Annotated in this window: 9 protein-coding genes; 3 read left to right on the forward strand and 6 right to left on the reverse strand. The window is 51.7% G+C overall.

From position 1 onward, the window contains the following. Nucleotides 1-17: 17 nt before the first annotated feature. Complete coding sequence (locus tag B1748_RS20125; protein ID WP_087569735.1) at nt 18-905, reverse strand: carbohydrate ABC transporter permease; 888 nt, start codon at nt 903-905, stop codon at nt 18-20. Between the two features lie 92 nt (nt 906-997). Beyond that, the gene (locus tag B1748_RS20130; protein WP_087569736.1) at nt 998-2,302 is read right to left on the reverse strand and encodes an ABC transporter substrate-binding protein; all 1,305 of its coding nucleotides are present in this window, start codon (nt 2,300-2,302) and stop codon (nt 998-1,000) included. A 544-nt stretch (nt 2,303-2,846) separates the two neighbouring features. Between B1748_RS20130 and B1748_RS20135 the strand changes: the two genes are divergently transcribed. Beyond that, nucleotides 2,847-4,196: a DUF5050 domain-containing protein gene (locus B1748_RS20135; RefSeq protein ID WP_179215697.1), complete on the forward strand. Its 1,350-nt coding sequence runs from the start codon at nt 2,847-2,849 to the stop codon at nt 4,194-4,196. Between the two features lie 116 nt (nt 4,197-4,312). On the opposite strand, the gene B1748_RS20140 is transcribed toward B1748_RS20135, so the two are convergent. Beyond that, nucleotides 4,313-5,485 (reverse strand): GntR family transcriptional regulator, encoded by a 1,173-nt coding sequence (locus tag B1748_RS20140; RefSeq protein ID WP_087569738.1) that lies wholly within the window; start codon nt 5,483-5,485, stop codon nt 4,313-4,315. Between the two features lie 217 nt (nt 5,486-5,702). On the opposite strand from B1748_RS20140, the gene B1748_RS20145 reads away from it, so the two are divergent. Beyond that, nucleotides 5,703-6,077 carry a BlaI/MecI/CopY family transcriptional regulator gene (locus tag B1748_RS20145; protein WP_087569739.1) on the forward strand — a complete coding sequence of 125 codons (375 nt, stop codon included), beginning with the start codon at nt 5,703-5,705 and terminating at the stop codon, nt 6,075-6,077. Between the two features lie 3 nt (nt 6,078-6,080). Continuing rightward, the gene (locus tag B1748_RS20150) at nt 6,081-7,640 is read left to right on the forward strand and encodes a M23/M56 family metallopeptidase (RefSeq protein ID WP_256975784.1); all 1,560 of its coding nucleotides are present in this window, start codon (nt 6,081-6,083) and stop codon (nt 7,638-7,640) included. A gap of 158 nt (nt 7,641-7,798) precedes the next feature. On the opposite strand, the gene B1748_RS20155 is transcribed toward B1748_RS20150, so the two are convergent. The 3 genes from B1748_RS20155 to B1748_RS20165 are packed head-to-tail and all read right to left on the reverse strand — an operon-like array spanning nt 7,799 to nt 12,283. Continuing rightward, the gene (locus B1748_RS20155) at nt 7,799-9,232 is read right to left on the reverse strand and encodes an MBOAT family O-acyltransferase (RefSeq protein ID WP_087569741.1); all 1,434 of its coding nucleotides are present in this window, start codon (nt 9,230-9,232) and stop codon (nt 7,799-7,801) included. Nucleotides 9,233-9,235: 3 nt separating this feature from the next. Further along, nucleotides 9,236-10,339 carry a PIN domain-containing protein gene (locus tag B1748_RS20160; RefSeq protein WP_087569742.1) on the reverse strand — a complete coding sequence of 368 codons (1,104 nt, stop codon included), beginning with the start codon at nt 10,337-10,339 and terminating at the stop codon, nt 9,236-9,238. A gap of 60 nt (nt 10,340-10,399) precedes the next feature. Further along, nucleotides 10,400-12,283: an LTA synthase family protein gene (locus tag B1748_RS20165; protein WP_256975785.1), complete on the reverse strand. Its 1,884-nt coding sequence runs from the start codon at nt 12,281-12,283 to the stop codon at nt 10,400-10,402. Between the last annotated feature and the right edge of the window lie 71 nt (nt 12,284-12,354).

A 12,354-nucleotide genomic window follows, 5' to 3' on the forward strand; every position in this document is an offset into this window, starting at 1 on the left:
CTTCATCCCATCCCCTCCTATACAATCGGCTCTTCGGATTTGTTAATGCGCATATTGATGAATGAGAAAATAAGAATAGCAATGGCCAGAATGAACGCTTGCGCGGACGCATACCCCATCTGCAGCTGATTGAAACCTTGCTGGTAGATCAGGTACACCGGCGTTTTCGTCACGTTGCCGGGTCCGCCTTGCGTCAGGACAAACGCCTGGTCGAACAGCTGGAGCGCGCCGATGATCGACATCGTGCTGACAAGAAACGTCGTCGGACGAAGCTGCGGCCATGTGATATAACGGAAGCGGTCGAAGGCGGTCGCCCCGTCCAGCTTCGCGGATTCGTACAAATATTCGGGAATCCCTTGCAGTCCGGCAATGTAAATAATCATATTGGAGCCTACGGATTGCCACAGCGTAACGAGAATGATCGACAGCATGGCCGTCTCCGTCTGCGCCAGCCACGCCGGCCCGATGATGCCGAAGTAACCCAGAATGCCGTTAACGAGACCGAACTCCGGGTGCAGCAGCCAAATCCATACGGTGGCCGCGGCGACGGCGGACGTCAGCGTCGGCAGATAGTTCATCGTGCGGAAAAGTTTGATGCCCATTCGTTTGAAGTTCATAAGCATGCCGAGCATGAGCGAGATCACGATGTTAAGCGGTACGAAAATAATGGAGTAATAAAACACGTTCTTGAACGTCTGCCAGAACAAGGCGTCTCCCGCCAGCCTCTTGTAATTGTCCACGCCGACGAAGTCCATCCGGCTGACGACGTCGTAATTGGTGAAGCTGAGAAACATCGCCATAACGACGGGCACGATCGTAAACGCCGCAAATAGCAGCATCGTCGGAGTAATAAAGAGGAACGCCATCTTTTCTTGATGGCGGCCTAATTTGCTGATGGATGCCATGTCGCTCTCCCCCCTTGCGGTTGCCGGGAACACGGGCGGGAGAGGTCAGCCTCTCCCGTTCGCTCCCGATCCTGTTTGGTGCTTGGCGCGAATCACTTCACGTCCGCATTATCCGCGAGCAATTTGTCTCCTTGCGTCTGGGACTTGTTCAGCGTATCCTCCAGCCCTTGCTCTCCTTGCTGGAACAGCTGGAGATTCGGGATAAGTCCGTCGTTCTCCATGACGGAGTAGCCCGGATGCGCCGGACGGATCTTGGCGAATTCCAGCGTCTCCATAAACGGCTGCCAAAATGGATCGTCCTTGAAGAACGGATCTTCGAGCGCTTCCTTCAGACCCGGCATGTTGAGACTTGTTTTGGCCCAGAGCAGCGCGTTGTCCTTATTTGCCGTCCACCATTTGACGAACTCCCAAGCTTCTTCCTTATGCTTCGCTCCCTCCGGAATGACGAGACCGAAGCCGCCCATGACGCTGCCCTTGTCGCCGTTCGGACCTGCCGGAGGCGGCACGATGCCGAAGTCGAGATCCTTGCCGTACTTTTTGTACGTGCTTAACATCCAGGGACCTGTGTATTGCATGGCCAGCTTGCCGGTGACAAACGCGTCCGTGCCTTCGCCAAGTCCTTGCTCGAAGCCGACCTTATACACTTTATCCTCGTTCAGAAGCTTATCCCAGAATTGCAGCACCGACTTGCCCTGTTCGCTGTTGAAGCCCGTCTTCAGTCCGTCCTCCGACAGCATCGAGCCGCCCGCTTGCTGCAGGTACATATTAAACAGACCATTGTCGCCGAGGGAGAAACCCGCTACTTCCAGCTTGCTGCCGTTCCATTTGGTTGTCTTGACCGCCGCTTCCTCCAGCTCCGCCCAAGTCGTAGGTGGTTTTACGCCCGCTTCGTCCAGAATCTTTTTATTATAAAAGAGTGCTCTTGCATCAACCGTAAGCGGCAGTCCGTACAGCTTGTCGTTGTAGGATAATTCCTTGATGGACTCCCCGTAGAACGCATCCTTCGAGAGACCGTCCTTCTCCAAATATTCGTCAATGGGATGCAGCACGTTTTTCGGCGCGTACAGCGACGTGCGCCATCTGTCCCAGAACAGAATGTCCGGCGACCCGCCAGAGGTTGCCGCCGTCAGGAATTTCGTTATCATATCCTGTTGCAGCACGTATTTGACGCGGATGCGGTCCTGCGATTTGTTGAACGCGTCCACCATCGTCTCGAACTGTTTCTGCCCTTCTCCGCCCCAGTCTCCCCAGAACGTCAGCTCAACGGGTTTGCCTCCGCCTCCTCCGTCGCCGCCGGATCCGCCTTTATCGCCGCCTCCATCGTTGTTGCCGCTGCAGCCGATAACGGATGAGAATAATACCGCCGATAAAGCCGTAACCGATAACCATCTTTTCATGTCAAATGCCTCCCTTTTCTTTTTCGATTCTGACCTCATCATTCCGCCTCATTGGTTATCGCAATAAACCGCTTACATTTTTGATTATATGATTGATCATATAGTATGTCAATATAAATTGTTTATTAGTTATCATGCTGATATGCCTTATTATAATATCGATATAATATTATATGACAATTTTCGACCCATCAACTTCCGGAATGTCTTCACGCAACTTTTCCCTTAATAATCCGTCTATACAATATAAAATTTGGAAACCTAGGCGATTACTTGGTACAGATGATTCGTGCTCCAGTAAAAAGAAAGGGATGACATAATAATGAGAAGAAATTGGTCAAGATATGCGCTAGCTTTTTTATTTTGTTTGATCCTTATGATGCCTGCGGTACAAATCAGCGCTTCGGAAGCTAACGTAAAGGTTACCCTGCCAACTTTTAAGGTGAACCTGAATGGTCATGTGGTAGAAAATCAGTACAGGGAATATCCTCTGCTTGTCTATCGCGGTATAACCTACTTTCCGATGACTTGGAACGATACCAGAATGCTGGGTCTGGAAACAACTTGGTCACAAACAGCTGGCTTACATATAAAGCAAAGCCAGGTGACCTCCGCTTATGCGTCTTATAAGTCCGGGAGTCGCAATGCTTCTTCATACTCCGCAAAGATTTCCACATCGGCCATTACGGTCAATGGCAAAGCAATTAACAACTCGAAAGAACAATATCCCTTATTAAACTTTCGAAACATTACCTACTTCCCGCTAACCTGGCGTTTTGCGTATGAGGAGTTCGGATGGGATTATAAGTGGAATGCCGTCAGCGGACTCAGCATTACTTCCCGTAACCCGCAATTGCAATCGACTGGCCTTCCAGCATTTGCTGCCGATAATGATGTCGCCTTATTTAAGGGATATTATTATTTTACGCAAACAACGGGCAGTACCAATCAGGTCTACCGGGCTCCCATACAGCAACCATCTGCTAAAGAAGAGATCTATTCCTATAGTTTCGGAGGTCCGGATTCCGAATGGCATCCGACTAATGTCAGCTTCATGATCCGGGACAATGCGCTATGGTTTACTTATCATCTTGGGGGAGGGGTTATGGGTAGCGACCAGTTTGTAAAAGTCGGCGACAACGGTAAAGCGGAATTGTTGCATGAGGGATATTTGGACTTCCGCGCTACGTCTCACGGCACCCTGATCGTCCAATTAGGAGCTTGGGGATTTGAAGGCGGCAATTTGTATTTATCGTCGGCAGGGGAAAAGAAAAAAGTCGGAGATCCCGGTCTGATGTATGCTGTTACGCTTAGCGGTACTCAGTGGTCATTGGGCGGCGGCAATGCCTCCTACATGGCTGTCAACGGAGACCATGTGTACGTGCTGGCTTCTCGCGACGAATCCGACGCCAATAAGATCTATGAAATTAATCTAAAGACCAACAAAACCAAAAAGATCGTTGACGCAAACGTGGGCTGGTTCCAGGTTATCGATCAAAAGCTATATTACGTTAAAGACAAGGATAAATCGTTATATTCTTCCGATATAGACGGGAAAAACGAAGTTAAATTGTCCGAACACGCCGTCACATGGTTTGAAAGCATCGATGGTAACCTTTTTTATACAACAAAAAAGAGTTCAACCCAATACGATTTGTACAAGGTCAATCCAAACGGGGACGACACGCTTGCATGGGGAGCGTCGATTGCCGGCGTTCAGGTTGTAAATAATCAGCTCGTTTGCCTGCTTGGCGGCAATAATGGCGTTGCGCTGCTAGACGGTTCAGGCCGTCTGCTGCTAAAAGTTTCTGAACCTATTGGGCGTGTTTTCACTTCCGATAATGGGCTTCTATTTCAAAAATCAAACGATTCTTCGTTAGCCATTATTCGTTAAACGAATCAAGGTGCAACTTCTTTCGAGGCTATTCAAGGATGAGCGATAACAAGGCAGCCATTCGGCTGCCTTGTTTGTTTCTTGCGAAGCAGGATAGCCGACTGATCGATTCGCAGCTAAGTCGTCCGGATCTTAGCCTTACCGGTCGACTCTCCGATGACGAGCTCCGCATCAAGCAGGACACGGCTCGGAAGCGGCTCTCCGTCCAGAAGTCTCGTCACGTGCTCGAAGGCCAGTCGTCCAATCTCCTCCTGGTTCTGGCGCAGATGCGTTAATGGTTGCAGCCCGCTCCGATAAGGACTGTCAAAGCAGATGAGCGACAAGTCCTCCGGAATGGCCAGCCCAAGCTCCTGGGCCGCCTTCTCCGCAAGCAGAGCAACGTTATATTCCGTCGCGAACAGCGCCGTAATATGCGGATGTTTGGTCAAATGGGCCTTGATCTTATCGATATCCTTGCGTCGATTGACTTCGATATGAGCGCTCGGCAGCGTGGACATAATATCCTGAATCCAGGTGTCGCGGTCCGCGACGATGCCTCTCTCCGTATGCGCCTTGACGAAACCCTCGATGCGATCCTCGATCGCCGTCGTATCCCGGGGCGGCGGAGTGAGAAATGCAATGTGGCGGTGGCCAAGATCGAACAGATGGTTCGTTCCTTTGGCAGCGCCCGTCACGTTGTCCGTGCAGATGGAGGCCGCCGGCAATCCTTTCAGATGGCGATCGACCAGCACGAACGGAAATTGGCCGATGACCAGCTTTAGTATCTCCGCATTGAAGTATTCGCCTTGCGCCGGCAATATGATCATGCCGTCCACGCCAAGCTCCAGCATGCCCTTGATCTCCTCTTCTTCATTCGCCGCTATGCCGAACGACCTGCGAAGAATGAGATACGAACCCTGCTCGCGCGATGCCTGCTCCATGCCGTAGACGAGCCCCGATCCATAAGCATCGCCGAAGTCCGTCATCACGAGCCCGATCAGACGCTTGCCCGGGTTACGCCCCGATCTGGTTTGCCCCATCGGTGCAATCGAGGCATGTCCAGCCGCCGTTTGGACAGTTCCTTGCTCCGCCACGAAAGAACCTCTGCCCGGCTGACGGACGATATAACCATCCAACGCGAGCATCTCCAGCGCTTTCTTGCTTGTAATGCGGCTGACGCCAAACTCATCGCCAAGCTCCTTCTCCGAAGGAACACGATCTCCTACCGCATATTGCCCTTCCTTGATCCGTTCCCGCAGAGCTTCGAATATTTGTTCATACATGGGCTTGGACGCCGACTCGTTAGCCATCCGGTATTCCCCCTCATTCAATAGCCATATCTATTTATATAATAATATAACATGATATATTCAAGTTGTGAACTACCCCGTCTCTCAAATAATGAAAAGAAGGACAACTTGACAATCATTGATTACGTCTGTAATCTATATTCGTAGACTACATAGGTAATCCATGGAACACGTTTGCCAATTAAGATTACAATTGTAATCATCGGGAGGGAATACGATGCGGGAACTGCCGCACATTTCGGACGCGGAATGGGATGTAATGAAAATCGTATGGCAAGCTGCGCCGTTGACGGCCGCCGAAATCATTGAACGACTGAGCGGAAGCAAGCCATGGAAACCGAAAACGACGAAAACGCTGATCGGCAGACTGGTGCAGAAACAGGCACTCGGCTGCAACAAGGACAATCGCGAATACCTCTATTTTCCATTAGTTAGCGAAGACGAGTGCGTGCAGGCGGAAAGCCATTCGTTTTTGCAGCGTATTTTCGGCGGATCGCTGAAGCCGATGATGGCGCATTTTCTGGAAACCGAAAAACTCTCCTCCGAGGACATTCGCGAGTTGAAGGAGCTGCTCCAGAAGAAGGTGAAATAAGAGGTGGAATGGCTAACAAACTTATTCGAGCGAACGCTTATTGTTTCATTGGAGGCGGCCCTAATGGTCTTGCTGCTGGCCCTGGTGACGGCGGCGTTTCGGAGCAAACTTGTCCCCATGTGGAAATATGCGCTATGGACGCTGCTGGTCGTGAAGCTTCTGATGCCCTGGCTGCCAGGAAATATAGAGAGCGAGCTGCGCTGGACAATTCCCCTTGCCGGTATGGAAGAGCGAATCTTTTCTATTGAGAATTTGGAAGCTTCGATCATCGGTTCATACGCGAGCGGCATTTCGCCGATCACGCATACGGATCAAGCAGATTCGAATCTTGCCCAATCTCATCCTCCAGCATCACAGGAGCGTCTGGCTACGAAGATTCCCGGATTCCAAATCGCGGTATTCGTATGGCTTGCCGGAACGGCGGCAGTCCTGTTGTACATCGCGGCTGGTTATCTGCGAATGTCGGTTGCCCTCCAGCGAGAAACCAACATTCAAATACCCGCCGATTTGGTTGCGCTATTCGTTCGAATCCGAGCGGACAACGGCATCCTCGCCAAAATCCGGCTGCGCGTAACGAAGCAAGTATCCGCGCCGGCATTGTTCGGCGTATTTTCGCCCACTGTGCTAATTCCGGAGCAAATGGTCAAGCATCTAAACGCCGCGGATTGGGAGTGCGTATTTCTTCACGAGCTGTCCCATTACAAGCGGCGGGACATTCTGGTCAACGTTGCGGCAACAATGCTGGCCTCGTTCCATTGGTTCAACCCCGCTGTTTGGTACGGGCTGCGCAACATGCGACTACACCAGGAGACGGCCTGCGATGCAAGCGTGCTTAACGTCCTGACCCAAAAAGACACGTATGCCGCTTGCATCTTAAAAATATTGGAGCTTGGCAAGTTTCATAGAACCGTTTCGGCCGGCGCCGGAATTACCGGCTATAAAAATCAAATTGCAAGGAGAATCATTATGATCCGAAACTTTCAATCGCCGAAAAAACGAGCTTGGTTTTTCGGACTGCTCATTCTTGTCTTAGCAGCCGCATTGTCGCTGCCATCCGCTTTCGCATCGGGAAACGATAAAGAAGCCGCAGAAACGCCCAATGAGCACATTCCCGTGCAAGCCGCCATTGATACATCGCCCGCAAACGACGCATTTCCATCGCAAGCTGCCAATGACGACATTCGATTCGTATTCCCGACGACCGGCAAAATCGTTTCGCGTTACGGGGAGCGTATTCATCCAATCACCCAAGAGAAGTCGCTGCATGAAGGAATCGACATCGCAAATGTTGAAGGCACGGAAATACGTGCAGCCGCCGACGGCAAAGTCATTAAAGCGGAATATGACCCCGAACACGGCTTCTGTGTGATCATTGAGCATAACGAGATCTGGCAGTCCGAGTACCGCCATCTGCAGCAATTATCCATAACAGTCGGCGACGAGACCAAATCCGGCGATCTTATCGGACTAATGGGCAGCACGGGCCAGTCGACCGGTTCCCATCTCCATTTCTCGATCATAAAGGATACGAACTACGTAGATCCGACCGATTATCTGAAGTAAACGCCTGAACGACTATTGTTCAATCAGACAACCTGCGCCGATCGATGAAATGAAATAAAGAGGAGACCCGTGATCCCTGTTATGGATCATGGGTCTCTTTGCCTTGGACGTATCCAGAAAAGATGATGGCTGGAGGTCTGTGATTGTGCCGCTATTTCTTAAAAAGCGAAATAGATGAATGAGCTTGCTTCGCCGTTCATGAGCAGCATGAGCAGCACGATGGCAATGGCCGCATACACCGCGCCGCGTATAAGCGAAGGAACCGCCGCCTCCCAGCCGAGCGACCAGCGCTTGAAGTACTTCACGGCCAGGAACTCCACGATATGAAGCAGATACAGACCCGCGGAGATCGCGAGCAGCAGCATGGTCTCTTTCGTAAACGACACGCCGCCGAGCAGCGTCATCTGCTTGATCATGTGGACAGCGTCCCCCCAGCTATTAGCGCGGAAGAACACCCAGCCGATTACCGTCAAATGGAAGAACACGGCGATGGCGAATATTTTGTACAACCAGTCGCCCTGCAGCTTCGTCCAGCCCATCTTTTTGAGTCCTTTGCCATACATTCGATGGGCTGCGGACAAGACGCCGTGGTAGAATCCCCAGATGATGAACGTCCACGCGGCTCCATGCCATAAGCCTGAGATCGTCATGGCCGCGATCAGGTTGGCGTAGATGCGCCAATTTTTCACACGCGAACCGCCCAGCGGGATAAAAATATAGTCCCTGATCCATTGCGACAGCGTAATATGCCACCGTCTCCAGAACTCGGCGGGGTTAGAACTCAGGTATGGCGTCTTGAAATTCAGGTCCAGCCTGAGACCGAGCAGCAAGCCGATGCCGACCGCCATCTCGCTATAAGCCGAGAAGTCGAAGTAGATTTGGAAAGCGAAGAGATAGGAAGCTACCCATGACTCCACGCCGTTTAACGTCGCTGCGACGCCGAAATATTCGTTAACGTATGGAGCGATCTTCTCGACGATAAATACTTTTTTAACGAGGCCCAGCAGAATAAACGCAAGACCAAGCTTCACGCGCGGCGTGCGGAATTTGATCGCCACGATATTGCGAAGCTGCGGCAGGAAGTCGCCGCCCCGCAGAATGGGGCCCGCGGCCGAATGCGCGAACAACGAGATGAATACCCAGAACTCGAAAAGCGAGCGGCTTGGCTTCAGCTTGCCCTTATGCACATCCACCAGGTAGGCGATGAGCTGGAAGGAGTAGAACGAGATGCCGATCGGCAAGGCAATTTCCCGATCGACGAACGGGGTCCCTTGCAGCGATATCGTGAACCCCAGCAGTTGCTCGACGCTGCCCAGCAAGAACATGGAATATTTAAAAAAGACCAGATTGGCCAATACAACGATGAGTCCGGCTGTCAGCGCAAGCCTGCTTCGGCTGCCGCCAAGAAACTTTGAAATGCCGTATACGGAAGCCACGACGCAGAAGAACAACACGAAGTAGCCAACTCCGGCATACGCGTAAAATGCGGCGTTTGCAACGGCAAGCACGAGCATTCGCCAGCGAGGGAAGAAGTAATACAGCGCGAATACCGCTAATAAAAACAACAGAAAAGTCGGCGAGTTAAACAACATGCGCTATTCCCCCTTCCCCGTCCAGGTGTCCCATACGAAACGGGCAAGAAGCTCGTTGCCTTCTTTCGTCAAATGAACATGATCGGTAAACAAGTTTGGATCGATCTTGTCTTGCATGATCAAGTAAGGCGAGCCGAGCCCTTGCAAATAGGTCTCGATCGCTTCCGTATTCGCCACGTAACCCGGATTCGTCACTTCCTTTTTGGAAAGCTCGCCATTGCCGCCCGACACGAAGGTGAGCAGACGTTTGCCTTGCTGAAGCTCCGCGATCTTGTTCATGAAATAAACGCCCCAATTGCTCTCGCTCATATCGAACGGTTGCGGATCAAAGAAGCTCAGATAAGAAGGATCGGCGAGCCACGTCTCGGAAAATTGTTTTTCGTTCCAGGCGCGCGGATCGCCGAGCAGGTCGGTTCCCGCCTTCCGCTGCTCCCAATAAGCAGGAATGACTTCCTTGTACTTCACGACCGGGATTCGGTGAAGGAGCGTCTCCAGCGCCTGCTCCTCCGCATGCTTCCAGCCTTCCTTGTATTCGAAGCCGTTTGCCTGCAGATGCGGCAGCACGTCCGCGAAAGCCTTGGGATCCTGCGTGCGCAAGTAATCGCCAAGCCAGAACACTTGCCGCGGCCCCGGCTTAGGCTCCACGAATGCCGAGTAGGACAGGCCGATCATGACATTGTCCGTCTTGATGCCGTGATCCTCCATCATAAGCAGCAGCGTGTACGCATCGCCAGCCATGATAGAAGGAGCCGACAGATTGAACACGGCCTGCAGCCTGTCCTCGCCTTCGGCGGATGTCGCCAGGTCGGACAAATAACGGCCCAGGGAATGCTCGGAGCTTTCGTTCGTCCCCCAAGCGACGGAGTTGCCGATAAGGATGGCGTAGTCCGTCAGGCCGTCCCGCTTGATCGTTTTCGCCATCTCTTCGATGACGACTTCAATCATGCCTCGATCTTCCAGAAACATATTATAGTTCATGCGATGTTTGTAGACGGTATCCAGCTTTACATAGGCTGTGACAACGAATTGGGCTGCGACAAAAAAAGCCAAAGCGAATGCGAGTCCCAGCAGGCCGTATCTTTTCCGTCGGATTTGGCTTAGTTTCATACGTCGTCCTTTCGTTTGCGGCAGTGCCGTTAACTGTCGCATCATTCCATTATTTACAGACTATGGCGCGCGTTTCGGAAGCAGTTTAACATAACCATCCGACAATCGCATTAATTCCAGCACATAATCATAGTCGCTTCGATACTGGCTAAAATCTGTTATCTTCTCAAATGTCTTCAGATCGAAAGCTTCTCCATCATCAAAGCCTTCTCCCGGCACAAACATGATGTCGTCATTAAAGAACGTCCCCGTCGGCATATAATACCGCATGCCAACGACATTGCTTGTCGCATTGATCAGGTCCTTGCCAAAGAAAGTAAAGTTTTCGGCCTTCAAATCAATGCCCATCAGGTTAGCCAGCGTCGGCATCATGTCGACATGACCGCCCACTTGCTCTATCGTTTTGCCTTCCACGCCGGGAACCCGAATGATAAATGGCACGTTGAAGCGGCTGATCCGGTCGTCATATTTGACGCCAAGCACTTCTTCGACCCAAGCGGGATCGTTATCCTTGACCTGGAGGCCGTAGTGGTCGCCATACAGCATAATGACCGTATTGTCCCACATGCCGTTCTCCTTCAGCCCTTCGATCAGCTCGCCTATCGCCTTGTCCGTATAGTTAATCGCCGTGATATAGTGGCCCAACTGGGTGCCATGCAGGCGCTGCGGCACTTGGATGTTAAGAAATTTCCCAGGGATCCAGAACGGATGATGGCTGGAGGTCGTGACGAACTGTGCGTAAAAAGGCTGATTTTTCCCGTGCAGCTCCGTCAGCTTTTCCAGCCCGACACGATACATCTCCCCGTCGGAGGCGCCGAGAGCGTTGAACTCATCGTTAATGAAGTAAGGCCTGTCATAATACGTCGTAAACCCAAGGGCGGGATACATATTGTTCCGGTCCCAAAATGTCACATCGTTGACATGGAACGTATTCGACACGTAGTTGCGTTCTCCCAAAAGACGCGGCATGCTGGGAACCTCGCGGTCTCCGAAGCCCTTGGACATGGCGACGGAGCCGGTCGCGTATATCCCTGTATTGGCGATGAACTCGGAGTCCGAGGTATTGCCCTGCCCATTTTGCTGGAATACATTAGGGAAATAAAAGGCTCCTTCGCCAATCAGGTCGTTCAAGACCGGCGTCACTTCCTGACCGTCCACTTCAAGACCTATCATCAAATCCTGGAACGACTCCAGTTGAATGACGATCACGTTCATATCTTTGGCCACGCCAAAATAGCTGCTGGTGCCCGCCGGCACTTTGCCTCCCCCGGCATGGCCCTTCTCCAATTGAGACAGCGCCTCTTGCGTCACCGCCACAGATCCGTCCTTGATCGCGCTGTTGAGCCTGCTCTCGTTAATGGCCGTGGCCACTTGATAATTGAGCACGCCCAGCCGCTTCGATTGCACAAGCTCGTTCGGAATGTCCAGATCCATGCGAATATAAAGGAAGGACGCCGCAATGGCGATCACCATCCCGATTGCCATATAAAGCGGCTTGGCCGCCGGACGGCTCTTTTCCCGTTTCCCCCTGCTGCGCAAAGTCGCCAGCCATAATCCAATAAGTACCGCCAAATCGACAAACAGGACATAAAATTTTACATGGATCGCCGATTCCACGCTATCCTTTACTTGTCCAACCTGATCCAGACCATGCAGCGCCGTGTAGGTCGGAATGCTCCCGAAAAAGGAAAAATAGACGCAGCAGGCGAATAGCAGGAGCGACAATACTCCGTTGAATACGCCAAAGACAACAGGCTTCCATCTGCTTGTCGTCATTAACTCCACCAAGCAAATCAGCGTCAGCACTGCCGCGGCATCCGTAAGCAATCCCGATACGGCAAACTCGCCGAACGTAAATTGCCGGAACAATACCATCTTTAACATGATCAGAACGAAGCTTGCCCAGAACGGCGACTTCCGGTAGACATTCAATACTGTATTCACTTGCCCACTCTCCCTTAACTGAACCGGACTGCACACGACCGCACGGGTACAAAACAAAAACCGTCTATTAA

The organism is Paenibacillus sp. MY03 (assembly GCF_002165585.1).
In the GTDB taxonomy this organism is placed as follows: domain Bacteria; phylum Bacillota; class Bacilli; order Paenibacillales; family Paenibacillaceae; genus Pristimantibacillus; species Pristimantibacillus agaridevorans.

Coding starts and splice junctions, on each gene's coding strand:
- B1748_RS20125 (WP_087569735.1), bottom strand. CDS start 905: ATGGCATCCATCAGCAAATTAGGCCGCCATCAAGAAAAGATGGCGTTC.
- B1748_RS20130 (WP_087569736.1), bottom strand. CDS start 2,302: ATGAAAAGATGGTTATCGGTTACGGCTTTATCGGCGGTATTATTCTCA.
- B1748_RS20135 (WP_179215697.1), top strand. CDS start 2,847: ATGCTGGGTCTGGAAACAACTTGGTCACAAACAGCTGGCTTACATATA.
- B1748_RS20140 (WP_087569738.1), bottom strand. CDS start 5,485: ATGGCTAACGAGTCGGCGTCCAAGCCCATGTATGAACAAATATTCGAA.
- B1748_RS20145 (WP_087569739.1), top strand. CDS start 5,703: ATGCGGGAACTGCCGCACATTTCGGACGCGGAATGGGATGTAATGAAA.
- B1748_RS20155 (WP_087569741.1), bottom strand. CDS start 9,232: ATGTTGTTTAACTCGCCGACTTTTCTGTTGTTTTTATTAGCGGTATTC.
- B1748_RS20160 (WP_087569742.1), bottom strand. CDS start 10,339: ATGAAACTAAGCCAAATCCGACGGAAAAGATACGGCCTGCTGGGACTC.